Here is a 23704-nt window from a genome sequence, read left to right as displayed (position 1 = left end):
CGGGTAAACCCTCATCGCGCGGTGCGCCTCGTGTCACCTCACCATGCTGCGCAGTTGCCTGGTTGCGACGGAGAGGGCCGCCAGGTCGTGCTCCCCCGATTCCGTGACGGCATCGAGCGTGTGGCGGGCGCGCGCCAGCCGGGCGGCGTTGCGGTCCTCCCACTCCCCGATCTTCTGTTCCGCCGTGTCCACCACTTCACTGCCCGAGATCACGTCGAGGCACAGTGCCCGGACCGTGTCGTACAACTCGTCGCGCAACGACAACCGGGCCAGCGCGTTCCACCGGGTTCCCCGTCCCAGCTGCGAGACCCCCACCAGGAGGTGCACCAACCCGAGGCACTCCCCGAGCCGGTAGTACACCTCGGCCACTTCGCGGGGATCGCGCTGGGTGATGTCGGCGATCTCGACGATGTCCAGCAGCGCGAACCGGTCCAGGAGCAGTTGCACCCGCCCGGCCAGGTCCGCGGGGACACCACGGGCCACCAGCGCGGCCGTGCGACTCCGGAGGTTCTCCGCGTCCTCACCGCAGAGCCAGCCCGCGACGTGCAGTGTCAGGTCCGCGACGCGGTCACGGAACCGGGCGATCTCCGCCCCGACCGCGAGCGGCTGGGGCCTGCGGGTGAGCATCCAGCGCGACGCCCGGTCGAGCAGCCGCCGGGTGAACAGCGTGAGGTCGTCCGAGAGTGCGGCGTCGAGGTCGGCGTCCCGGATGTCGCGCCGGAGGGACGGCAGGTCGAACACGGCCGACACCACGGCGAACGCCCGCACGGCGTCGGCGCTGCTCGCCCCGGCCTCCTCGCCCAGCCGGAAGGCGTAGGTGATGCCGCCGTTGTCGACGACGTCGTTGGTGAGGACCGTCGCGACGATCTCCCGGCGCAGCGGATGGTCGCCGATGGCGTCACCGAAGGACTCCCGGAGCCTGCGCGGGAAGTACCCGGCGAGTGCGTCCGAGAATGCCGGGCTGTCGGGCAGGTCGCCGGCCAGCAGGTCCGACTTCAGCGCCAGCTTGACGTGCGCCATGAGGGTCGCGAGTTCGGGCGAGGTGAGTCCCGCCTCCGCGCGCTCCCGGGCGGCGATCTCCTTCCGGGACGGCAGCACCTCGATGGCGCGGTCCAGACCGTAGCGGCCTTCCAGATGGCCGATGAGCCGTCCGTGCACCGTGAGGGACGCGGCGGCGTCGGCGCGGCACGTGCCCAGCACGTCGTTCTGGGCGACGTTGTCGGAGAGCACGAGACGCGACACCTCCCCGGACATCTCGGCGAGCAGACCCGCACGGTCGTCGGCAGCGAGACGGCCGCCGCTGACCAGGGCGTCGAGCAGAACCTTGATGTTGACCTCGTGGTCGGAGCAGTCGACGCCCGCCGAGTTGTCGAGAGCGTCCGTGTTGATCCGCCCTCCGGAGCGGGAGAATTCGATACGTCCCAGCTGGGTGAAGCCGAGGTTGCCGCCCTCACCGACCACCCGGGCCCGGACGTCGGAACCGTCGACGCGGACGCCGTCGTTACCCTTGTCCCCCACGTCGAGATGGGTTTCGGTGCCCGACTTCACGTATGTTCCGATGCCGCCGTTCCACAGCAGGTCCACCGGTGCCCGCAGGATCGCGCGGACGAGGTCCGGTGGGGACAGTTCGGTGGTCCCGGGGCTCAGTCCGAGTGCGCGCCGCGCCTCCTCGCTGATCGGAACACTCTTCCTCGTTCGTTCCCACACACCGCCGCCGGCGCTGATCAGACCGGGCGCATAGTCCGCCCACGACGACCGCGGCAGCGCGAAGAGCCGTTCCCGTTCCGCGAAGGATGTGGCCGCGTCGGGGTTCGGGTCGAGGAACACGTGCCGGTGGTCGAATGCGGCGACGAGCCGGATGTGCGGGCTCGCGAGCATTCCGTTGCCGAACACGTCGCCGCTCATGTCGCCGATCCCGACGGCCGTGAACTCCTGCGACTGGGTGTCGACACCCATTTCGCGGAAGTGCCGCTTCACGCTCTCCCACGCACCCCGGGCGGTGATGCCGAGCGCCTTGTGGTCGTAGCCGACGGATCCGCCCGACGCGAATGCGTCACCCAGCCAGAACCCGTACTGCGCTGCAACGTCGTTGGCGATGTCGGAGAACGTCGCGGTGCCCTTGTCCGCGGCGACGACGAGGTACGTGTCGTCGCCGTCGTGCCGCACCACCCGCGGCGCCGGGATCACGGCACCGGTCGCGAGGTCCACGTTGTCGGTGACGTCCAGCAGTCCGCTGATGAAGCTGCGGTAGCAGCGAACCCCCTCCGCGCGCTGGGCGTCGCGATCGCGCAGCGGGTCGCCGGTGGGAGCAGGCGGGCGCGCGACGACGAACCCGCCCTTCGCGCCGACGGGCACGATCACCGAGTTCTTGACCGCCTGCGCCTTCACCAGGCCGAGCACCTCGGTGCGGAAGTCCTCCTTGCGGTCGGACCATCGCAGGCCTCCCCGTGCCACGGCGCCGAACCGCATGTGCACGCCCTCGACCCACGGCGAGTAGACGTAGATCTCGAAGCGGGGCCGCGGCTGCGGCAGTTCCGGGATGCGCTGCGGATCGAACTTGAACGACAGGACCTGACGTTCCCGGCCAGAGGGGGCGTAGCGGTTGGTGCGCAGCGTCGCCAGGACCACGTTCAGGTAGGCGCGCAGGATGCGGTCGGCGTCCAGGCCGAGGACGTCGCCGATCGCCGTTTCCAGCGACGCGATCAGTTCACCGCATTCCTCGGCGCCGTCCGGATCAGTGCCGTCCGGATCGAACCTCGCGGCGAACAGCCGGATCAGTGCCTGGGAGATCTCCGGATGATCACCGAGAACCGTCGCGATGTGGTTCTGGCTGTACGGGAATCCACCCTGACGCAGGTACCGCGCGTACGCCCGCAGCACCTCCACCTCACGCCAGTCCAGGCCCGCGCGGAGTACGAGTTCGTTGAAGCTGTCCGTCTCCGCGCGAGATGCCCAGGCCGCGGCGAACGTCTCCGTGAAGCGGCGCGGCAGCGCGTCGTCCACCGGCCCCGGTGACGCGTAGCGGATCCCGAACTCGTACATCCAGCACACCGTTCCGCGACTGTTCGCGACCGTGTACGGGCGCTCGTCGAGGACCGCGACCCCCATGCTCTGCAGGATCGGGAGAACATCGCTGAGGGAGGCGGATGCACCGCCGACGAAGAAGGTGAAGCGCCAGTCCGCCGCGTTCGCGTCGAGCCGCGTGTCGATCGCGCCGTCCGTCAGTCTCTCGAACACCACCAGATCGGAATGGGCGCGCCGGGCGTCGAAATCGTGCTTGTACACCTCCGGAAAGTGCTCCGAATAGTGTGCGAGGAGATCACGTTCGGCTGTGTCGAGTTCGTCGCGGAACCGGTCGTCCCAGGTCCGGCAGGCCCGGGAGATCCGACGCTGAATCTCCAGTCGCCGGGTGTCCGTCACCTCGGTGTCCGCCGGAACCCGCATCGTGAAGTGCACCATCGCCAGCGGGTACTCGGACACGTTCGTGGTGTATTCGACTGCCGTGCCGTCCAGTTCGTCCAGCAGGACGCGCTGGGCCGCCAGACGCGTCCGCGTGTTGTATCGATCGCGGGGAATGAACACCAGCGCCGACATGCTCTCGCCCGGGACATCCGTGCGCAGGAAGAGGTGAATGTGCTCGCGCGCGGTGATGCCGGCGACCTCGGTGAGGGCCGAATGCAGCGAATCCGGGCTCGCCGCGAACAACTCGGTCAGCGGCAGCGCCTGCACGACCTGCAGGACGGCCTGCCCGGAGAAGGAGTCGATGTCGAAACCGGCACGGTCGAGCAGGGCCCGCACCCGGCGTCCCGCACCCGGGATGTCCAGGACGTTCTCGTGCCTGCCCGCGGGGGTGAACGCGCCGACGAAGCGGTGCTCCACTCCTCCGGCCCTAACTCCGACCACCGACGGGTACGACGACCGGTGCACGGACACCGGAAGCGCCGCCTGCCCGATCGCCAGGACGGGGCCGGGTTCCGCGGCCGGCGCCCGATCGCCCTCCCGGTCGTGGAGCACGCCGAGACTCTCCTCGGGTGCACCGTCGTCGCCGTACCGCGCGTACCCGAGGACGGTGAAGTTGCCCGCCTCGCACCAGCGCAGGAAGTCGGCGGCCTCGCGGAGTTCTTCGGACAGCGAGTCCTGCCCGGTCTGCGAGTCGAGTTGGTCGGAGACCTGGATCTGCAGTTCGCGCATGCGCGCCAGATCCCGGTCCACCCGGCGCACGTCGGCGAGAACGGTGTGCAGCGCCGCGACAAGTGCGGCGACGACGGAGTTCGCGGTGTCGGAGCGCAGACCCACGTGAATCCACGACTCCGCCGTCCCGGAGTCGGAGATCGGCAGAAGGTCGGTGAGGGTGCCCGACTCCGAGCGGCGGGCGACGAGGACCGGATGCAGAACCTCCTCGATCGGGGCGCCGACCCTGGCCGCGGTCAGCAGTACCGATTCGACGAGCAGGGCCATGTCGTCGGTGACGATCTGCACCGCGGGCCCGATCCCGCTGGGGTCTGCGGCGTCGATTCCGCGCACCACCGCGGTCCCGGGGTTCCGGTTCCACCCGGTCTCGAGATGTGTGTTCGCGATGCGATCACGCGCCTGCGGATCTGCGCCTTCGGCGGAGGGATGACCGGCGGTGCGGAGGTAGAGGTCGCGGAAACGCTCGGGCGCTTCCGGAGCGGAAAACTGCTGTTCATCGCGCTCGAGCGAATGTGAGGACGTCGAAATTACTCTCATGTCAGTACCTTCCGTCGGAAGCATCGACACTCCCGACTGGTGCAGTGGTGGGCCGGCACGCCTCTCGGCTGGGTCCTTGGAGAACGCTTGACAGGGGGTTGTCTATACAGGACTATACATCTAAGGCGATAAAAAACGTGAGTCAGAGCACACTGGATTCAGGACATGGGACAGAGCACCCGGGACCGACCAGCTGCCGGACTCGTCACAGAGAGACAAGGCCTATGACACACGAGGGACCTCCCGAGATCAGCCTCGCGCCGGAGCGTCGCACCATCGACGTCGTCCCGGACGACGAGCGTCACGGATCTCCGCGCAGCCAGTTCACGCTCTGGTTCGGCGCCAACATGCAGATCACCGCGATCGTCGACGGCGCCCTCGCGGTCGTATTCGGCGCCGACGCGCTGTGGGCCATCGTGGGCCTGCTGATCGGCAATCTCTTCGGCGGCGCCGTGATGGCGCTGCACTCCGCTCAGGGACCGCGCCTCGGACTGCCGCAGATGATTTCGAGCCGAGCGCAATTCGGTGTTCTGGGTGCCGTGCTCCCATTGGTTCTCGTCGTCCTGATGTACCTCGGTTTCGCCGCGACCGGCAGCGTCCTCGCAGGTCAGGCCGTGAACGAGATCCTCCACATCGACAACCCCACCATCGGAATCCTGATCTTCGGCGCGATGACCGCATTCGTCGCGGTGACGGGGTACAAGCTGATCCACGTCGTCGGCAAGATCGCGACCGTTGTCGGCATCCTCGGCTTCACCTACCTCGCGATCCGGTTGTTCGCCGAGTACGACGTGGCCTCGTTCGTCGGGATCAAGGGCTTCGACATCGTCACGTTCCTCCTCGCGATCTCGCTCGGCGCCGGCTGGCAGCTCACGTTCGGCCCGTACGTCGCGGACTACTCCCGCTACCTGCCGCGCTCGACGAGCGAGCGGACGACCTTCTGGTCGACGTTCGCGGGCAGCGTGATCGGCTCGCAGTGGTCGATGACGTTCGGTGCACTCGTCGCCGCCGTCGCCGGCGACGCGTTCCTCAGCGACCAGGTCGGGTGGATCGGAGGCCTCGCCGGACCGGCTGTGATCGCCCTGATGATCTACCTGGTGATCCTGGTCGGGAAGCTCACGATCAACTGCCTCAACGCCTACGGCGGATTCATGTCGATCCTCACCACGGTGACGGCGTTCAACGGGCAGTCCCGCATCTCGTCGCGGGCCCGCACCCTGTACATCATCGGGTTCGTCGCCGTGTCGATGCTGATCGCGATCGGTGCCAGCGCCGACTTCCTCAACAACTTCAAGAACTTCGTCCTCGTCCTGCTGATGGTGTTCACCCCGTGGAGTGCCATCAACCTGATCGACTACTACCTCATCTCCAAGGAGCGCGTGGACATCCCGGCGCTGTACGACCCGGAGGCCCGCTACGGCCGCTGGAACAAGACGGCGATGATCTGTTACACCGTCGGCGTTCTCGCGCAGATCCCGTTCCTCGCCCAGAAGCTCTACACGGGACCGGTCACGGACATGCTGGGCGGCGCGGACATCTCGTGGATCGTCGGCATCGTCTTCACCGGCGCCATCTACTACCCGCTCGCGCGGCGCAACAGCAACCCACCCGCGGCCATGATCTACCCCGCACACACCGCCATGGCGGATTCGCGACTGTGAATCACGCTGACACCCAGACTTTTCCCTCTTCCTCGTTCGACCATCAAGGAGTACACGACATGACCACCACGACGCCTCCGGTTTCCGGACCCCGCCACGTGTCGGCGCCCCGCGGCACCGAACTGACGACACTCGGCTGGCAGCAAGAAGGCGCCCTGCGCATGCTGATGAACAACCTCGACCCCGAGGTCGCCGAGCATCCCGACTCCCTCGTCGTCTACGGCGGCACCGGCAAGGCCGCGCGCAGCTGGGAGGCGTTCGACGCGATGGTCCGGACGTTGAAGACCCTGAAGTCCGACGAGACGATGCTGGTGCAGTCCGGAAAGCCGGTCGGCGTGTTCCGCACCAGCGAGTGGGCGCCCCGCGTCCTCCTCGCGAACTCGAACCTGGTGGGCGACTGGGCCAACTGGGAGGAGTTCCGCAAGCTCGACGCCCTCGGCCTGATCATGTACGGGCAGATGACGGCCGGGTCGTGGATCTACATCGGCACGCAGGGCATCCTGCAGGGCACGTACGAGACGTTCGGCGCGGTGGGCCGGAAGCGCTTCGGCGGTTCGCTCGCCGGCACCATCACGCTGACGGCCGGACTCGGCGGCATGGGCGGCGCCCAGCCCCTCGCCGTGACGATGAACGACGGCGTCGCGATCTGCGTCGACTGCGACGTCACCCGCATCGACCGCCGGATCGCGCACAAGTACCTCGACACCAAGGCCACCGACATCCACGACGCCCTGCGTCTCGCGATCGAGGCCCGCGACGCGAAGCGCCCGCTGTCGATCGGCCTCGAAGGCAACGCCGCGGAGATCTTCCCCGAACTGCTCGCCATGAACGCCCCCATCGACATCGTCACCGACCAGACGTCGGCACACGACCCGCTGTCGTACCTGCCGCTCGGGATCGATTTCGCCGACATGAAGGCGATGGCCGACAAGGACCCGGTGAAGTTCACCGAGGACTCCCGCGCGTCGATGGCACGGCACGTCGCCGCGATGGTCGGCTTCCTCGACAAGGGCGCCGAGGTGTTCGACTACGGCAACTCCATCCGTGACGAGGCCCGCAAGGCCGGCTACTACCGCGCGTTCGACTTTCCCGGATTCGTGCCCGCCTACATCCGTCCGCTGTTCGAGGAGGGCCTCGGCCCGTTCCGCTGGGCCGCGCTGTCGGGTGACCCGAAGGACATCGCCGCCACCGACAAGGCGATCCTCGAACTGTTCCCCGAGAACGAGCACCTCAAGCGCTGGATCACGATGGCCGGCGAGAAGGTGGCGTTCGAGGGTCTGCCCGCCCGGATCTGCTGGCTCGGCTACGGCGAACGGCACAAGGCCGGACTGAAGTTCAACGAGATGGTGGCGTCCGGCGAACTGTCCGCGCCCGTCGCCATCGGCCGCGACCACCTCGATTCCGGATCCGTCGCCTCCCCGTACCGCGAGACCGAGTCGATGCTCGACGGCTCCGACGCGATCGCCGACTGGCCGCTGCTCAACGCACTCGTCAACACCGCGTCGGGGGCGTCGTGGGTGTCCATCCACCAGGGCGGCGGCGTCGGCATGGGACGGTCCATCCACGCCGGTCAGGTGTGCATCGCGGACGGCACCGACTTGGCCGCCGAGAAGCTGGAGCGGGTCCTGACCAACGATCCCGGCATGGGCGTCATCCGGCACGTCGACGCCGGATACGACCACGCGATCGACGTCGCCAAGGAGCGCGGCGTCCGCGTGCCGATGTCCGAAGGATGACCGCAGGCCCGAGCGACCGCATTTTCGAACCACTGGAAGGAACAGCAGTGACAGCGAACACCTCCCGCTCCACAGTGCTGACCGGCATCGGCACCCTGGTGACCAACGACCCGACAGTGGGGGAAGGTCCGCTCGGGCTGATCCGCGACGCCGCCGTCGTCTTCGACGGCGGCGTGGTGGCCTGGGTCGGCCGCGCCGACTCGGCGCCGGCCGGGGACGTCGGGCACGATCTCGACGGCCGGGCGGTGCTGCCGGGCTTCGTGGAGAGCCACTCGCACCTGGTGTTCGGTGGGGAACGGGCGGAGGAATTCGCGGCGCGCATGGCGGGACAGCCGTACGCGGCGGGTGGCATCCGCAACACGATCGAGGCGACACGGAACGCGACCGACGAACAACTGCAGGCGAACACGCGGCGACTGCTGGACGAGTCCCTGCGGTCGGGCAGCACCACCGTGGAGTGCAAGACCGGGTACGGGCAGACGGTCGCGCACGAACTGCGCAGCACGAGGATCGCGGCGTCCCTCACCGACGAGGTGACGCTGCTCGCCGCTCACGTTCCGCCGCCGGAATACGCGGGGCGGGCCGACGACTACGTCGCCATGGTGTGCTCCGAGATGATCGACGCCTGTGCACCGCAAGCGAAGTGGATCGACGTGTTCTGTGAGACCGGCGCGTTCGACCGCGATCAGGCACATGCCGTTCTCACCGCCGGGATGGCGAAGGGGCTGATCCCCCGCGTCCACGGCAACCAACTCCGCGAGGGACCCGGAGTCCAGCTCGCCGTCGAACTGGGGGCCGCGTCCGTCGACCACGTCTGCTACACCACGCAGGCCGACATCGATGCGCTGGCGCAGAGTTCGACGGTGGCCACGCTCCTGCCCGGCGCGGACTTCTCGACCCGGAACAAGTACCCGGACGCCCGGGCCCTGCTCGACGCAGGTGTCACGGTGGCGCTCGGTGCGGATTGCAACCCCGGCACCAGCTACACCACCAGCCTGCCGTTCTGCATCGCGATCGCGGTGCGGGACATGCACATGACCCCGGACGAAGCCATCTGGGCGGCCACGGCGGGCGGTGCCCGCGCGCTGCAACGTGCCGACGTCGGGGTCCTGCGTCCCGGCGCGCGGGCCGATGCCCTCGCGCTGGACGCGCCGTCGTACCTACACTTGGCCTACCGGCCCGGCGTCCCCCTGGTCAGCGATGTGTGGCGGGGCGGCGAACTCGCCTGGTCCGCGCACACCGGTCACGAGAAAGCGAGGGCCCTGCGATGATGGAGAACCTGTTGATCCCCCCGCCCCCCTGGGTCGGCAGGGTGGACGGCACGTCGAGTCACCACCTCCGCTGGCACCAGGCCGTGACGCCTCTGCACGACGGCGCCGAGCCCGGCGCCTGCGTGCTGATCGGCTTCTCGAGCGACGAGGGCGTGGAGCGGAACAAGGGACGCCGCGGGGCGGCGCGCGGCCCGGACGCGCTGCGGGGCGCGCTGTCGTCGATGGCGCTCGCCGAGCCGCTCCGCGTCTACGACGCCGGCACCGTCGCGGTCACCGACAATCGTCTCGAGGCCGGGCAGATGGCGCTCGGCTCCGTGGTCGCCGCGACGCTCGACGCCGGCCAGTTCCCGGTGGTCCTCGGCGGCGGCCACGAGGTGGCCTACGGGACGTACCTCGGTCTGGCACAGGCAGCCGTCCGCACACCCAGGCGTCGGATCGGGATCCTGAACCTGGACGCCCACTTCGACCTGCGGTCCGATCCGGTCCCGAGTTCGGGCACACCGTTCCGGCAGATCCTCGAACAGGAGCATGCGTCAGGCACCGCCTTGCAGTACTCCGTGCTCGGCATCAGCCAGCCGAGCAACACCACCGCACTGTTCGACACCGCACGCGGATACGACGTCCGCTACCTCCTGGACGACGACTGCTCGGTCTCCGACCGGCACCGGGTGGCCGTCTTCGTCAGCGAGTTCCTGTCGGACGTCGATCTCGTGTACCTCACCATCGACCTCGACGTCCTTCCCGCCGCGGTCGCGCCGGGAGTGAGCGCTCCCGCCGCGTACGGCGTTCCGGCGGAGACGATCCAATTCGTGTGCGACGCCGTCGCCGCCAGCGGAAAACTCGCGGTGTGCGATGTGGCCGAGCTCAATCCGTCGTTCGACATCGACAACCGCACGGCCCGCACCGCCGCCCGGTTGATCCATCGGATCGTCACGAAACGCATCCCGATCGCGGTGTGAGGTCAGTCGGGAGCGTCCGCTCAGACCTCCCGCAGCACTGCGCGCAGCCGGGTGACGAACGCGGCGGGGTCGTGGGCGAAGCCGATGTGGTCGCCGGGGAACATAGTGGGCTCGACGCCCAGTTCGGCGGCGAGCGCCCGCGACGTACGGTCGCAGAGTTGCCCACCCGACTCCTCGCCGATCCCGACCACGACGCGGCTGGGCGCCGAGCGCAGGGCGGTGACGTCCGGGCACCAGCGGGTGGTCGGGCGCAGCATGTGCGCGTGCTGAAAGTAGTCGTCCGCCTCGGTCTGCGCATCCCGTTCGCCCGCGAACATCTGCTGGAACGCTTCCTCGGGCAGGTGGATGTTCGCCAGGGCCAGGAACTTCCTCCACGCCCCCACGACATCCCCGGTCAGGTGGGTGTCGATGATCTCGTCGGTCTTCACGCGCAGTTGCTCGCGGTCGTCGAGTAACTCGTCCAGCGGCGGCTCGTGGGCGATCACGGTGTGGACCAGCTCGGGGTGCGCCTGCACCAGCGCGAGCGCACTGACGGCGCCGCCGCTGGAGCCGAACACCACGGCAGGGCCCGCGTCGAGGTGCATCAGGAGCCGGGCGAGGTCGTCGGCGCGCATCTCCGGGGTCGAATCGCGATCCCGGTCGTCGACCGGACTGCGGTGGATGCCCCGCGGGTCCGTCGTGAGCACGGTGTAGTCGGACGAGAGCAGATCCGCCGCCGGCGCGAAGGAGTCGGCGTCCATGGGGGCGCCGACGAGCACCACGACGGGACCCGCGCCCCGCACCTCGTAGTACAGCCTGGCACCGGGGACGTCGAGGATCCGGGCGTCGGCGGTGGCGGTCGATGTGGAATTCATCGGTTCTCCTCGTTCGCGGTGGTAATTCTCGGTCGCAGGTAGGACCGCGCCCGAGGGGCAGAATCATCGGTCGAGGGGGGAAATTTCTTCCGCAGACCTGGTACAGCGCCCAGGATTCGCAGGAATCGTGGGCGTACCACTGGAAGGACGCGCGCCTTGATGACAGGATGATATCCACGCGAACGGGATCTCGATGTGAGGTCCCGGGCGGCAACTGCAGGGAGTGAACGGTATGGCGCAGGGTGTTGTGAAGTGGTTCAACAGCGAGAAGGGCTTCGGATTCATAGCGCCGGACGACGGCAGCGCGGACGTGTTCGTTCACTACTCCGAGATCTCGGGCAGCGGCTACAAGTCGCTGGAGGAGAACCAGCGGGTGGAATTCGAGGTCGGACAGGGCCAGAAGGGCCCGCAGGCCCAGAATGTCCGGGCCGTCTGACCGACGCCCCGATGACACTGTGACGAAGTCGCAGATGACGCTGTGACGACGAGGTCGCACCCGAGCGGTGCGGCCTCGTCGTCGTAGTAGGCCCCGGAACAGCTATCTCGCGAGGCCGAAGCTTCCCACCTGGTTGCCGCCCACGTACACGGCCCCGGTGTAGGTCCCGTCTGCGTTGGGGGTCATCCTGTCGGTCAGGAACCCCAGACCCGATGGGCTGTAGTCGATGACGGTGTTTCCGCTCCCGTCCTGCGAGGTCGTGCCCGCGAGCCCGGTCAGACCGAACGCGAAGTTGTTGACGACCGTGCCGCCCTGGAACGTCTTGCCCTTCCAGATCAACTCACCCGCCGGCGCGGTGGTCGTTCCCTGATAGGTGCCGGACGGCACGGCGGGTTCCGCCACGCCCGTCCCCGCGCCGGCGAGAACCGCGCCGATCATCGTTCCCGCGGTGACGATCCCTCGTGTGATCGTGCGCATGAAGCCTCCCTCTGCAATGCCGCACGGAGTGTGCGCTGTGCGTCCGTGGTCGAGTACCCGCTCCCGTGTCCGTGGACACCGGCACCCCTGGACAGATTCGCCGGTCTCCTTCATAGTCGATATGCCACCAAGTGGCATTGTCATTTCACTAGATGGCAATTTCGATCTTCCGACAGGAGTTTCCGTGACCGATCAGCTGCTCGACGCCGCCGAGTTCCGCGGCGCAGTGCGTGCATTCGCCAACCGTGAGATCCACCCCGGCGCGGCGTTCCGTGACGAGACGCGGGAGTTCCCGGCGGAGTTGGTGAAGCGACTGGGCGAACAGGACCTGATGGGCATCTCGGTGCCCGAGGAGTTCGGCGGACTGGGCCTGTCCACCAGGACACAGCTGATCGCGATCGAGGAGGTGGCCCGCACCGACGCCGCCCTCGCCTCGATCTATACCGCGCACTACCTGGGGCTCGAGCCGATCCTCGTCGGCGGAACCGAGGAGCAGAAGAGCCGGTGGCTGCCCCGGCTCGCGTCCGGTGAACTGCTCGCCGGGTTCGCCCTCACCGAACCGGACGCCGGCTCCGACATCGCCTCGATGCGCACGACGGCGCGGCGCGAGGACGACGGGTGGCACCTGTCCGGTTCGAAGACGTACATCTCCAACGCCAAGGAGGCCGACCTGGTCGTCGCCTTCGCCAAGACCGATCCGTCCGCAGGCTTCCGCGGCATCACCGCGTTCGTCCTCCCCCAGGGCACTCCCGGCGTGAGTTACTCGGAGCCCCAGGACAAGCTGGGCATCCGGTCCGCACCCACCTACACCGTGTACCTCGACGACGTGGTGCTTCCCCACGACGCCGTGGTGGGAACGGAGGGCCGCGGCGGCAACATCGCGCTCACCGCCCTCAACCGCGCCCGCGTCGACGTGGCGGCGATGGCCAACGGAATCGCCCTGCGCGCGTGGGAACTGGGACGCTCCTACGCGGCCGAGCGCAAACAGTTCGGACACCCCATCGCCGAATTCCAGGCGATTCAGCTGCTGCTGGGCGCGTGCGACGCGCAGCTCGTAGCCTCCCGCGTCACCGCGGACTGGGCGGCGGACGTGAAGGATGCCGGGGCCGACCTGCGCCGCGCCGCGTCCGTGTCGAAGTACGTGGCCACGGAGGCCTGCTTCTCGATCGTCGACCAGACCGTGCAGATTCACGGCGGCGCCGGTTTCATGCGCGAATCCGAGATCGAACGCCTCTACCGCGACTGCCGGATCCTCCGGATCTTCGAGGGCACCTCGCAGATCCAGCTGCTCACCATCGCCTCCAACGCCCCGTCCCCGCACTCGACCGAATTCTGAGAGGGCCCGTCATGCCTACCCTTCCTCCCCTGGACGGCATCCGCGTCGTCGATCTCTCGCGCGTCCTGGCCGGACCGTATTGCACGGCGCTGCTCGCAGACGCCGGCGCCGACGTCGTCAAGATCGAGCCCGCTGCCGGCGAGGATTCGCGGCACCTGGGCCCGTTCCGCGACGGCGAGAGCATCTATTTCAACGTGCTGAACCGCGGAAAACGCTCGCTGGCTCTGAATCTCAAGGACGACGCGGACCGGAAGGTGCTGTTCGACCTGCTCGACACGGCGGATGTTCTCGTCGAGAATTTCCGGCCCGGCGTGACCGCCCGCCTCGGCATCGACTACGACACCGTCCACGCCCGCAATCCCCGGCTCGTCTACGCGTCCATCTCCGGTTTCGGGCAGGACGGGCCGCTCGCGGGTTCGGCCGCCTACGACCTCGTCGTGCAGGCGCTGTCGGGGATCATGAGCATCACCGGTTCCCCCGAATCCGGGCCGACCCGGCTCGGCGAATCGTTCGGCGACCTCGTCGCGGGACTGTTCGCGGCGTGGGGCATCAGCTCCGCCCTGGTCGGCACCCGGGAATCGGGTGTGGGACAACACCTCGACGTCGCCATGTTCGACAGCATGCTGGCCATGCTCCCCACCGCGCACAGCCAGTTGCAGGCATCGGGGGTCGCGCCGGCGGGAGTGGGCAATCGCCATCCCGTCTCGACCCCGTTCGACACGTACCGGGCGTCGGACGGCCTGTTCGTCCTGGCCGTCGCCAGCCAGTCCGGATTCGAGAAGCTCGCCCACACCATGGATCGCGCAGACCTTCTCGGCGACAACCGTTTCGCCGACGACACGTCCCGCACCGATCACGAACCGGCGCTGCGCGCGGAGATCGAGATCTGGGCGAAGGACAAGACGGTCGCCGAGGTGGTCGCGGTCCTCGGCGCGGCCGGACTGGCGAGCTCCGAGATCTGGAACGTGGAACAGGCGTTGTCGTCCGAGCAGAGCAGGCACCGGGGACTCGTAGAGTCGTTCGATCATCCGGTCGCGGGAACGATCGACTACGTCCGGCAGCCGGTCGTGTTCGGCGACAGCGCGCGCCCCGGGGTCCGCCGCAGCCCGCTGCTCGACGAACACCGGCAGCCCCTGCTGTCCGAGATCGCGTCGCGGTAGATTCACGCCGACACCCTCGACCGTCAGGAGAGAACCCATGGCCCCCGGAGATGTGACCCGCAGCGCGAGCCGCACCTTCGAACTGCTCGGCGCAATCACCGAACAGGGCGGCTTGACGCTCGGCGATGCCGCGAAAGCCGCAGGCCTCGCCACGAGTACCGCGCTGCGCCTGATCCGCAGCATGGAGCAGAGCGAGTTCCTGGTCCGCGGCGACGACAACGTCTACCGGGCCGGGCCGCGACTTCTCCAGATCGGCGCCCGGGCGATCAGCGACAACCAGCTGCTGTCCCGGGCCCGGCCCGCGATGGTCGCGATCGCGGAGGGAACCCGCGAATCCACGTACTTGTCGACCCACGGCCCGAAGGGCACCGCCCTGTATCTCGCGCAGATCGAGGGCACCCACGCGATCCGGCACATGGGATGGGTGGGGCAGACGGTGCCGCTCGAGGGCACGGCCGTCGGCGCCGCGCTGCGGGGTGACCTGCAGAGTGAGGGATACGCGATCGCCCACGACACCATCGAGGACCAGTCGACGGGTGTGGCGGCCCCGATCTACGACGCGGTGGGGCGGATCGTGGGCGCGCTCAGCATCATCGGGCCGACGTTCCGTCTCGACGACGCACTCTGCGCGCAGCACGGTCTCGTTCTCGTCGAGCGTTGCCGTGCGCTGTCGACCGAACTGGGCTCCCCGACCCGGTGAGCGGCGGTCAGCTGCCCATGCTGGTCCGGACGAATTCGCGGAACGTGAGGACCATCGGTTCGCGGGCCCGGCCCCGCCGGTAGATCAGCGAGAACGGCGCCTGATAACCGAACGACGCCGGCAGGATCGGACGGAGCCGGTTCCGGTCCACCCAGTACTCCGCGTAGTGCTCGGGCAGGTATCCGATGTACGCGCCGGACAGCACCAGGATGAGCTGCGCTTCCATGTTCTCCACCGTCGCCGAGGGTTGCGGGAACCCCTGGCGGGCGAGTTCCTGCTCGGACCAGTAGCCGCGGGTCACCATCCGCTGTTGCGTGATGACCTCCGGCGGCACCCGCTTCCTGCCGAACAGCGGGTGCTTGTCGCTGCAGTACAGCCAGTGCTGCTCCCGGTGCAGCGCCTGGGAGACGAGGCCGTTCATCGGTGAGGCGAACGCGCCGACCGCGACGTCGATCCGGTCGTCGAGCACGCCGACCTGCAGTTCGTGCGGGGTCTGGATCTTCAGGTCGAGGTAGACGGCGGGGTGGTCCTTGCTGAACACGCCGATCACGTCGGCGAGCGGCAGCGTGGCGTCGGTGACGGTGGAATCGAGAACCCCGATGGTGAGGGTTCCCCGGAGCTCCCCCTGCAGCGCGGCGCCGTAGCGTTCGAAGCCCTCGAGTTCGCCGAGGATGCGCAGGCATTCCTTGTGGTAGAGCTCGCCCTTGCTGGTGAGACCGAATCCGCCGCGCCCGCGGTGACACAGGACGATGCCGAGGTGCCGTTCGAGCTGGCTCATGTAGGTGCTGATCGCGGAGGCGGACAGTCCGAGTTCCTGCTGCGCGGGCGCGAACCCCTGGTGACGGACGACGGCCGCGAAGATCTGGAGGAGCTTCAGATCGGGCAGCGAGCTGCGCATCGCACTCCTCCGGCGGGGTCGAAAACAGGGTGTGAGCTGGCTCGCACCATTACTTCACGATTTTCTGAAGTGATTATTTGTATCAAGTGATTTATTTCACGTCAATGTTCTCCTACCGTCTAGGGCAACGGTCTGACGAGACCGGCACCGACGGGACCACCGCGCCCGTCATCACCGATCCGCTAGGACACGTGAAGGACGCACCATGGACATCACCATCATCCTGATCTATCTGGGCGCGATGCTCGCGTTCGGCTGGTGGGGCAAACGCCGGGCGAGCAACTCCAGCGAATACCTCGTCGCCGGCCGCCGCCTCGGCGGATTTCTCTACACCAGCACGATGGCGGCGGTCGTCATCGGCGGCGCCTCCACCGTCGGCGGCGTCGGCCTCGGCTACAAGTACGGCATCTCCGGAATGTGGCTGGTCGTGTCGATCGCCGCCGGCGTTCTCCTGCTCAGCCTGCTCTTCGCCGCGCGGATCCAGCGCCTGAAGGTCTACACCGTCTCCGGAATGCTCAAACTCCGGTACGGCATCGACGCCACCGGGGCGTCCGGTCTCGTGATGATGGCCTACACCCTCATGCTCACCGTCACCTCCACGATCGCCTACGCCACCATCTTCAACGTGCTGTTCGGCTTCGACCGGACCCTGTCGGTGGTTCTCGGCGGCCTCATCGTCGTGGCCTACTCCGCGATGGGCGGCATGTGGTCGATCACGCTCACCGACGTCGTCCAGTTCGTCATCAAGACCATCGGCGTCTTCGTCCTGCTTCTCCCGTTCACGTGGAGCAAGGCGGGCGGGTACGCCGGCATCAAGGAGCGCGTCGGCGAACAGGCACTCGGGCTCGGCACCATCGGCACCGGCACCATCGTCACGTTCTTCGTCGTCTACACCCTCGGCATCCTCATCGGACAGGACATCTGGCAGCGGGTGTTCACCGCGAAGTCGCCGGAGGTCGCACGGTGGGGCGGCGTCACCGCCGGCGTCTACTGCCTGCTGTACGGCGTCGCGGGCGCCCTGATCGGCCTGGCCGCGTCGGCCCTCATGCCCGACATCGGGTCGTCCGACGACGTGTACGCCGACGTCGCCGTCCACGTCCTGCCCGTCGGTCTCAGCGGCATCGTCCTCGCCGCCGCGGTGGCCGCGATGATGTCGACCGCGTCCGGCGCGCTGATCGCCACCGCCACCGTCGCCCGGCAGGACGTCCTTCCGCTGGTCGCCCAGATCTTCGGCCGCACACGACCCGAACTGGACACGTCCGATCCGGAAGCCGACGTGCGCGGCAACCGCCTCTACGTGATCGTGATCGGCCTCGTCAGCATCGTGATCGCCGCGCTCATCAACGACATCGTCTCCGCGCTCACGATCGCCTACGACATCCTGGTCGGCGGGCTCCTCGTCCCGATCCTCGGTGGACTGGTCTGGAAGCGCGCCACCGGAACCGCGGCCATGGCGGCCATGGCGGTGGGCACCGTGGCGACCATCGCGACGATGTTCGTCGTCGGCGACGTCATGGCGAACGAGCCGGTGTACGTCGGACTCGTCAGCGCTCTGGTCGTGTTCGTGGCCACCAGCCTGTTCACCGAACCCACCCCGGCGAACGTGATGTCCGTGTGGAACGCGCGAGTGTCGGGAAAGCCCGAGGAAGACCCGGTTCCGGTCCCGGCACCGATAGCCTGAGTGGCATCAGCGCACGAAAGTGAGTGCGCACGAGCGGGAGGAATGATCGTGCCGAAGATCGTCGACCACGACGAGCGGAGACTGGCGCTCGCCGACGCCGTTCTCGCGTTGATCGCCAGGGAGGGGATCTCCGCCGTCACCACGCGAGCGGTGGCGGAGGAGAGCGGGTGGTCGACCGGAGTGTTGAACCACTACTTCGGGTCCCGGCACGAACTGCTCCTCGCGGCGCTGCGCCGGGCCGGCGACATCCAGGGCGACCGGTACCGCACGATCCTCGACGAGGAGGGCCCAGGCCCGATCGAGAAGCTGCGGAACATCACCGCCAGCATCCTGCCGCTCGACGAACGCCGACTGGCGATGACCCGCGTGTTCCTGTTCTTCTACGCGGAGGGTGCGGCCGAGGAAACGGCGCGCGGTGAGATCGCGGCCTTCCTCGCCCGCTGGCGGGGCGTCGTGCGCGAGTCGGTCGTCGCCGCACAGCGGGAGGGCACCGTCTCCACCGACCTCGACGCGGACGCCGTCACCGTCGCGCTGGTGGCACTGACCGACGGTCTTGCATTGCAGGCCATCCTGGATCCCGTTGTCATGGAGGCGATCAGCGCGGAGGACGCCGCCGCCCGCTGCGTGGACGCCGCAGTACGACGGACCACCGAAGAAGCGGGAGCAGTAGGCAGATGACCGACCGCGTCGTCGTCCTCGACGACTTCATTCCGGCCGAAGAACTGTCCGATTCGCTTGCCGCCGCAGGTATTTCCGCGGACGTCGTGCACCAGTCCGAGTTCCCGTCCGGCCCTGGCGTCATCGCCCTGCTCGTGGGACCGGAGAACACCGGCCTTCAGCCCCGTCACCTGTCGGATCTCCCGGACCTGCGACTGCTGTCGGCCACGTCCGCCGGGTACGACCACCTGCCGGTGTCGGCGGCCCACGAACGCGGCCTCTGGGTCACGCGGGCAGTGGACTACTGCACCGAGGAGGTCGCAGACCACGCGCTCGCGCTCACCCTCGGACTGCTCCGATCCACCCACGCCCTCGACCGCTCCGTGCATGCCGGCGGGTGGGACGTCACCGCCGCGCCGCCGCGGCGGATCGCGGGAACCGTGCTGGGCCTCTACGGTTTCGGCCGGATCGCCGCCGCTTTCGCACTGCGCGCCCGAGCCCTCGGGATGACCGTCCTCGTCAGCGGCCGCGGGCTGGGCGACCGCGCCGGGGAACTGACGGCCGCGGGCATCGAGGTGGTCGGGTTCGAGGAACTGCTGCGCCGCTCCGACGTGCTGAGCCTGCACGTCCCCCTGACTTCCGAGACGCGGGGTCTGATCGACGAGCGGGCGCTGGCCGCGATGAAGCGCGGTGGGTATCTGGTGAACGTCTCCCGCGGCGGACTCGTCGACCACGACGCCCTTGGCGCAGCACTACGCAGTGGACAGCTCGCGGGTGCGGCCGTCGATGTCCTTCCGAACGAACCTCCCGCACAGGACGATCCGATCCTGCAGATCCCGAACCTCGTGATCACCCCGCACGCCGCGTGGTACTCACCGCAGGTCGCGCGCACACTGGCGCAGCAGTCGGCCCGCAATGTCGCGGCGGTCCTGACGGGCACATCCCCGGTGGGCGTCGTCGCCGCACCGGGGATGTGATCGCCCTGCCAGTCTCTGCAGGCCGCTGTCAGTCCTTGTAATCGGGGGCGGTCCGGTCCAGCATCCGCAGCAGCGCCGCCCACGCCATCTCGTAGGCCTGATCGTCGGTGTAGTCGTCCGTGGCCTCGCCGGCGAACTGTCGCGCGGTGTGCTCGGCGATCTCGGGCGACGGAACGCGCAGTTCACCCGACGCCTGAGCGGCGATCTGGATGTCACACGCCTTCTCCAGATAGAACATTCGCAGAAACGCCTCGGCAGCGGATTCGCCCACGGTGAGCAGTCCGTGATTGCGCAGGATCATCGCGGGATGATCGCGGAGGTCCTCGACCAACCGCACGCGTTCGGCCGTGTTGAGGGCGATGCCCTCGTAGTCGTGGTAGCCGACCCGGTTGTAAAACTCCATCGAGATCTGGTTCAGCGGCAGCAGTCCATGCTCCTGCGCGGCCACCGCACACCCGGCCTTCGTGTGGGTGTGCAGCACGCACTGCGCGTCCGGCCGGGCCTCGTGAATCGCGCCGTGGATCACGAATCCCGCAGGGTTGACCTGATATTCGGACGGTTCGACGAGTTCGCCGTCGAGTCCGATCTTCACCAGGTTGGAGGCGGTGATCTCCTCGAAGAGCAGGCCGTACGGGTTGATGAGGAAATGATGTTCGGGCCCGGGAATCCGGACCGAGACGTGCGTGAAGATGAGGTCGGTCATCTTGAAATGCGCGAGCAGGCGGTACACCGCCGCGAGTTCACGACGCAGTTCCGCCTCGGTCTTCGCCGGGCCCGTTCGGCCCTGCGACGTAACGGTGGGTGCACTCATGCGGGATCTCCTTGATCACCGAAGGGATTTCGGCTTAAATATATCAACTGATTTATTTAAGTGCCAGCCCTCGGCTCAGTCGAGCCGCCCGCCCAGCATGCCCCGCAGGGAGCGCAGGCAGAGTTCACGTAGCTCGCCCTCGGCGATCGACGGGTGGTCGAGCCAGTCCATGCAGACGGCACGGACGAAGGCGATCCATCCGCGCACCGCGACGCCGACGAGTTCCCTCTCACTGGCGGGGGGATCGAGCGCGTCGACGATGCGGCGCTGCTGGGCATCGAGTTCCCGCTCGACGATGGCCCGGATGTCGGCGTCGGCCGACAGCGCGCCGTGGTTGATGGCCCGGACTCCGTGCCGGTGGCTCGCAACATGCTCGAAGTACGCGTCGAGGCCGGCCGCGACCTGTTCCTCGACGGGGAGGGTGGAGTCGGGGGCCGTCACGTCGAGCAGTCGTTCGGATTCGCGTTCGACGATTGCGGCGAAGAAATCCCGCTTCGTCGGGAAGTAGTGGTACATCAATCCGCGCGACACCTCGGCGAGTTCCGCGACCTCCTCGATCCACACATCCTCGTAGGGGCGGTCCGCGAACAGCCGCGCGCCGATGTCGAGCAACTGCGCCCGGCGCTGCTCCGGGGCGAGTCGTCGACGGGCGCTGGTCATGCCAGTCACCGTACTGCTTGACACCGGTTCAGTAAGGCGTACCTTGCGTACTAGACATCAATTCAGTAACGCAGGCCACATCGACACGGGGGTCGACATGAGCGTCGAATCACTGCACACCACGGCGGAGGCGACCATCCCGCATCCTCGATGGCGGCTTCCCGTCGTCGGCGACGTCTTCGGGATCAGCATCCGCACTCCGGTGCAGAATTCGATGGAGATCGGCAGAAAACTCGGGCCCATCTTCGAGCGCAACGTCCTCGGCAATCGGTTCGTGTTCGCCTCCGGTGCCGACATGGTCGCGGAACTCTCCGACGAATCCCGGTTCGCGAAACACCTGGCACCCGGCGTCGCGTCGCTGCGCGAGGTCGGCGGCGACGGGTTGTTCACCGCCTACAACCATGAGCCGAACTGGAGCAAAGCGCACAACCTCCTCGCCCCGGCGTTCACGAAATCCGCGATGCGGTCGTATCACCGCACGATGCTGGATGTCGCAGGCGAACTGACGGAGCACTGGGACGAGCGGGTGAACGGCTCCCCCGTCGACGTGTCCTCCGACATGACGAAGCTGACGCTCGAGACCATCGGCCGCACCGGTTTCAGCTATTCCTTCGACTCCTTCAGACGGGACCGGCCGCACCCGTTCGTGCAGGCGATGGTCGGTGCGCTGAGCCATTCGCAGCGCACCACGTTCGTGAAGTCCAGCGCGCTCGGACGCCTGCTGACGCGACGGTCGGATCGACGCAACGTCGCCAACCTGGAACACATGGCCGAGGTCGTCGACGAGGTGATTCGTGCCCGCCGCGACAGCACCGAGGACGGCCCCGAGGACCTGCTCGAACTCATGCTGCGGGCCGCCCGGGAGAACGACCCCCATCGGATCGACGAGTTGAACATCCGGCACCAGGTGGTGACGTTCCTGGTCGCGGGACACGAGACCACCTCCGGGGCACTGTCGTTCGCCCTGTACTACCTGTCGCGTCATCCCGACGTCCTCGCAAAGGCGCAGGCGGAGGTCGATGCGGTCTGGGGCGACGAAGAGCCCGCGTTCGAGCAGATCGCGAAGCTCCGCTACGTGCGCCGGGTGCTCGACGAATCGTTGCGGCTGTGGCCGACGGCCCCCGCGTACGGCAGGGAGGCGACCGTCGACACGACCCTCGTCGGCAAGTACCCGATGAAGGTCGGCGACTGGGTGCTCGTCCTCATCCCCGCCCTGCACCGCGACCCCGTGTGGGGTGACGATCCCGAGGCGTTCGACCCCGACCATTTCCTCCCCGAGCGCATCCGGTCCCGGCCCGCGCACGTGTACAAGCCGTTCGGGACCGGCGAGCGCGCCTGCATCGGACGACAGTTCGCCCTCCACGAGGCGGTCCTGGTTCTCGGCACGATCCTGCGGCGCTACGACATCGTGGGCGACCCGGACTATCGACTGAAGGTCGCCGAGCGCCTCACCCTCATGCCCGAGGGCTTCACGCTCCAGCTCCGCAGGCGCTAGACCCGGCGGGCCAGAACTTCCGTCACGACGTGTTCGGCGATGGCGAGGGACGACGTCGCACCCGGTGAGGGCGCGTTCCGGACGTGAACGACGCGTTCCGACCCGGTGATGACGAAGTCGTCCTCGAGGCTGCCGTCGGCGTTCATCGCCTGAGCGCGGATGCCCCGGGGTCCGCGGGTGACGTCGGAGCGGCACACGTCGGGCACGTACTTCTGCGCCTCCTTCACGAACTGGCCCGTGCTGAGGACGGTGCGGGCCTCGCGGACCGCCGCCGCGGTGTTGTGCACGGCGAACCGCCAGAACCCGGGAAACCCGACCGCCGACACCACGTCCGCCGCCGACCACCCCCGACGGTCGTACGCCTCCCGCCCGAAGGAGAGAAAGGCGTTCGGTCCGAGCATGATTCGCCCGTCGATTCGCTTGGTGAGGTGGACCCCGAGGAAAGGGTACCGCGGATCCGGAACCGGGTAGATCAGCCCCTTCACGAGCGAGGACCGTTCGGGCTCGAGCAGGAAGTAGTCGCCGAAGAAGGGCACCACGCGAGGCGATCGCGGTTCACCCGACATCAGTGCCACCCGGTCGGACTGCAGTCCCGCGCACGTCACCACCAGGTCGAAGACCTCGCTGCCGTTCCGGGTGGTGACCACCGTTTCCGCGGTCCGGCTGTCCAGGCCCACGACCTCCCGGCCGAGGAGCACGCGTCCGCCCGCGGCGGCGATGTCCGCGGCGAGAGCCTCCGCGACCGCCACGTAGTCGATGATCGCGGTGTGCGGCGAGTGCACGGCGGCGACTCCGCGTGCGTGCGGTTCGATCTCGGGGATCTCCTCCCCCGCAACCTTGCGGATGCCGGGGACCCCGTTGGCGACCGCTCTGTCGAAGATGGCGTCCATCCGCGCAACTTCGGACGAGTCGTGGGCGACCACCACTTTGCCGCATTCCTCGTAGGCCACACCCTTGTCCTCCGCGTACTGCTGCAGGAGGGTGACACCACGGCGGCACAGGCGCGCTTTGAGGCTGCCCGGCGGGTAGTACAGGCCGGCGTGGACGACGCCGCTGTTGTGTCCGGTCTGGTGGGCCGCGACCCGGGTCTCCTTTTCGAACAGCGTCACCTCGACGGCGTCCATGCGGTGCAGAAGTTCCCGGGCGACCGCCAGACCGATGATGCCGCCGCCGATGACGGCGGCACGAACCTTCGCCATGAGCACCC

The 23704-nt window shown here is 68.1% G+C and carries 19 protein-coding genes; 12 read left to right on the top strand and 7 right to left on the bottom strand.

Features of this window, described 5'->3' with window-relative positions:
- Positions 1–33: 33 nt before the first annotated feature.
- Complete coding sequence (locus QM693_RS17510) at positions 34–4728, bottom strand: NAD-glutamate dehydrogenase (protein WP_283352971.1); 4695 nt, start codon at positions 4726–4728, stop codon at positions 34–36.
- 224 nt (positions 4729–4952) lie between these two features.
- On the opposite strand from QM693_RS17510, the gene QM693_RS17505 reads away from it, so the two are divergent.
- From QM693_RS17505 to hutG, 4 genes are read left to right on the top strand one after another with little or no spacing between them, the layout of a single operon-like run.
- Complete coding sequence (locus QM693_RS17505; protein WP_280778908.1) at positions 4953–6389, top strand: purine-cytosine permease family protein; 1437 nt, start codon at positions 4953–4955, stop codon at positions 6387–6389.
- Positions 6390–6448: 59 nt separating this feature from the next.
- Complete coding sequence (hutU, locus tag QM693_RS17500; protein WP_105416700.1) at positions 6449–8125, top strand: urocanate hydratase; 1677 nt, start codon at positions 6449–6451, stop codon at positions 8123–8125.
- 47 nt (positions 8126–8172) lie between these two features.
- Complete coding sequence (gene hutI / locus QM693_RS17495; protein ID WP_283330511.1) at positions 8173–9396, top strand: imidazolonepropionase; 1224 nt, start codon at positions 8173–8175, stop codon at positions 9394–9396.
- Positions 9393–10355, top strand: a complete 963-nt coding sequence (gene hutG / locus QM693_RS17490) for a formimidoylglutamase (RefSeq protein WP_280778910.1) — start codon at positions 9393–9395, stop codon at positions 10353–10355. The genes hutI and hutG overlap by 4 nt, the downstream gene beginning before the upstream one ends.
- 20 nt (positions 10356–10375) lie before the next feature.
- On the opposite strand, the gene QM693_RS17485 is transcribed toward hutG, so the two are convergent.
- Complete coding sequence (locus QM693_RS17485) at positions 10376–11209, bottom strand: alpha/beta fold hydrolase (RefSeq protein ID WP_280778911.1); 834 nt, start codon at positions 11207–11209, stop codon at positions 10376–10378.
- Between the two features lie 232 nt (positions 11210–11441).
- On the opposite strand from QM693_RS17485, the gene cspE reads away from it, so the two are divergent.
- Positions 11442–11645 carry a transcription antiterminator/RNA stability regulator CspE gene (cspE, locus tag QM693_RS17480; RefSeq protein ID WP_005244612.1) on the top strand — a complete coding sequence of 68 codons (204 nt, stop codon included), beginning with the start codon at positions 11442–11444 and terminating at the stop codon, positions 11643–11645.
- Positions 11646–11747: 102 nt separating this feature from the next.
- Here cspE and QM693_RS17475 read toward each other — a convergent pair whose 3' ends face one another.
- On the bottom strand, positions 11748–12122 hold the full coding sequence (locus QM693_RS17475) for a hypothetical protein (protein WP_283352970.1): 375 nt from the start codon (positions 12120–12122) through the stop codon (positions 11748–11750).
- A 184-nt stretch (positions 12123–12306) separates the two neighbouring features.
- Between QM693_RS17475 and QM693_RS17470 the strand changes: the two genes are divergently transcribed.
- From QM693_RS17470 to QM693_RS17460, 3 genes are read left to right on the top strand one after another with little or no spacing between them, the layout of a single operon-like run.
- Positions 12307–13458: an acyl-CoA dehydrogenase family protein gene (locus QM693_RS17470; RefSeq protein ID WP_283352969.1), complete on the top strand. Its 1152-nt coding sequence runs from the start codon at positions 12307–12309 to the stop codon at positions 13456–13458.
- 11 nt (positions 13459–13469) lie between these two features.
- A complete protein-coding gene (locus QM693_RS17465; RefSeq protein WP_280778917.1) occupies positions 13470–14618 on the top strand; it encodes a CaiB/BaiF CoA transferase family protein in 1149 nt (382 codons plus the stop codon).
- A 37-nt stretch (positions 14619–14655) separates the two neighbouring features.
- Positions 14656–15318: an IclR family transcriptional regulator gene (locus tag QM693_RS17460; protein ID WP_283330507.1), complete on the top strand. Its 663-nt coding sequence runs from the start codon at positions 14656–14658 to the stop codon at positions 15316–15318.
- A 7-nt stretch (positions 15319–15325) separates the two neighbouring features.
- Here QM693_RS17460 and QM693_RS17455 read toward each other — a convergent pair whose 3' ends face one another.
- Positions 15326–16216 carry a LysR family transcriptional regulator gene (locus QM693_RS17455; RefSeq protein WP_005244617.1) on the bottom strand — a complete coding sequence of 297 codons (891 nt, stop codon included), beginning with the start codon at positions 16214–16216 and terminating at the stop codon, positions 15326–15328.
- A gap of 205 nt (positions 16217–16421) precedes the next feature.
- On the opposite strand from QM693_RS17455, the gene QM693_RS17450 reads away from it, so the two are divergent.
- Genes QM693_RS17450 through QM693_RS17440 form a run of 3 tightly spaced genes read left to right on the top strand, consistent with a single transcriptional unit; the run spans position 16422 to position 19531 of the window.
- Complete coding sequence (locus QM693_RS17450; RefSeq protein ID WP_283352968.1) at positions 16422–17897, top strand: sodium:solute symporter family protein; 1476 nt, start codon at positions 16422–16424, stop codon at positions 17895–17897.
- 42 nt (positions 17898–17939) lie between these two features.
- Entirely contained in the window at positions 17940–18575 is a 636-nt protein-coding gene (locus tag QM693_RS17445) for a TetR/AcrR family transcriptional regulator (protein WP_283352967.1), read from the top strand.
- A complete protein-coding gene (locus tag QM693_RS17440; RefSeq protein WP_283352966.1) occupies positions 18572–19531 on the top strand; it encodes a C-terminal binding protein in 960 nt (319 codons plus the stop codon). The genes QM693_RS17445 and QM693_RS17440 overlap by 4 nt, the downstream gene beginning before the upstream one ends.
- 28 nt (positions 19532–19559) lie before the next feature.
- Here QM693_RS17440 and QM693_RS17435 read toward each other — a convergent pair whose 3' ends face one another.
- Positions 19560–20342 carry a class II aldolase/adducin family protein gene (locus QM693_RS17435; RefSeq protein ID WP_283352965.1) on the bottom strand — a complete coding sequence of 261 codons (783 nt, stop codon included), beginning with the start codon at positions 20340–20342 and terminating at the stop codon, positions 19560–19562.
- 75 nt (positions 20343–20417) lie between these two features.
- Positions 20418–21002 carry a TetR/AcrR family transcriptional regulator gene (locus QM693_RS17430; RefSeq protein WP_283352964.1) on the bottom strand — a complete coding sequence of 195 codons (585 nt, stop codon included), beginning with the start codon at positions 21000–21002 and terminating at the stop codon, positions 20418–20420.
- Positions 21003–21099: 97 nt separating this feature from the next.
- Here QM693_RS17430 and QM693_RS17425 point away from each other — a divergent pair, with 97 nt between their 5' ends.
- Positions 21100–22497, top strand: coding sequence for a cytochrome P450 (locus QM693_RS17425; RefSeq protein WP_283352963.1), 1398 nt, complete (start codon positions 21100–21102; stop codon positions 22495–22497).
- Here QM693_RS17425 and lhgD read toward each other — a convergent pair.
- Positions 22494–23696 (bottom strand): L-2-hydroxyglutarate dehydrogenase, encoded by a 1203-nt coding sequence (gene lhgD, locus QM693_RS17420; RefSeq protein WP_283352962.1) that lies wholly within the window; start codon positions 23694–23696, stop codon positions 22494–22496. The genes QM693_RS17425 and lhgD overlap by 4 nt on opposite strands.
- Positions 23697–23704: the final 8 nt, after the last annotated feature.

Origin of the sequence: Rhodococcus sp. IEGM 1305, assembly GCF_030058635.1 — a bacterium.
GTDB lineage: Bacteria > Actinomycetota > Actinomycetes > Mycobacteriales > Mycobacteriaceae > Rhodococcus_F > Rhodococcus_F opacus_D.
This window is presented reverse-complemented; position numbering and strand designations above follow the sequence as displayed.

Coding starts and splice junctions, on each gene's coding strand:
- QM693_RS17465 (WP_280778917.1), top strand. CDS start 13,470: ATGCCTACCCTTCCTCCCCTGGACGGCATCCGCGTCGTCGATCTCTCG.
- QM693_RS17505 (WP_280778908.1), top strand. CDS start 4,953: ATGACACACGAGGGACCTCCCGAGATCAGCCTCGCGCCGGAGCGTCGC.
- QM693_RS17455 (WP_005244617.1), bottom strand. CDS start 16,216: ATGCGCAGCTCGCTGCCCGATCTGAAGCTCCTCCAGATCTTCGCGGCC.
- QM693_RS17430 (WP_283352964.1), bottom strand. CDS start 21,002: ATGACCAGCGCCCGTCGACGACTCGCCCCGGAGCAGCGCCGGGCGCAG.
- cspE (WP_005244612.1), top strand. CDS start 11,442: ATGGCGCAGGGTGTTGTGAAGTGGTTCAACAGCGAGAAGGGCTTCGGA.
- QM693_RS17510 (WP_283352971.1), bottom strand. CDS start 4,728: ATGAGAGTAATTTCGACGTCCTCACATTCGCTCGAGCGCGATGAACAG.
- QM693_RS17435 (WP_283352965.1), bottom strand. CDS start 20,342: ATGAGTGCACCCACCGTTACGTCGCAGGGCCGAACGGGCCCGGCGAAG.
- lhgD (WP_283352962.1), bottom strand. CDS start 23,696: ATGGCGAAGGTTCGTGCCGCCGTCATCGGCGGCGGCATCATCGGTCTG.
- QM693_RS17450 (WP_283352968.1), top strand. CDS start 16,422: ATGGACATCACCATCATCCTGATCTATCTGGGCGCGATGCTCGCGTTC.
- QM693_RS17485 (WP_280778911.1), bottom strand. CDS start 11,209: ATGAATTCCACATCGACCGCCACCGCCGACGCCCGGATCCTCGACGTC.
- hutG (WP_280778910.1), top strand. CDS start 9,393: ATGATGGAGAACCTGTTGATCCCCCCGCCCCCCTGGGTCGGCAGGGTG.
- QM693_RS17440 (WP_283352966.1), top strand. CDS start 18,572: ATGACCGACCGCGTCGTCGTCCTCGACGACTTCATTCCGGCCGAAGAA.
- hutU (WP_105416700.1), top strand. CDS start 6,449: ATGACCACCACGACGCCTCCGGTTTCCGGACCCCGCCACGTGTCGGCG.
- QM693_RS17445 (WP_283352967.1), top strand. CDS start 17,940: ATGATCGTGCCGAAGATCGTCGACCACGACGAGCGGAGACTGGCGCTC.
- QM693_RS17425 (WP_283352963.1), top strand. CDS start 21,100: ATGAGCGTCGAATCACTGCACACCACGGCGGAGGCGACCATCCCGCAT.
- QM693_RS17460 (WP_283330507.1), top strand. CDS start 14,656: ATGGCCCCCGGAGATGTGACCCGCAGCGCGAGCCGCACCTTCGAACTG.
- QM693_RS17475 (WP_283352970.1), bottom strand. CDS start 12,122: ATGCGCACGATCACACGAGGGATCGTCACCGCGGGAACGATGATCGGC.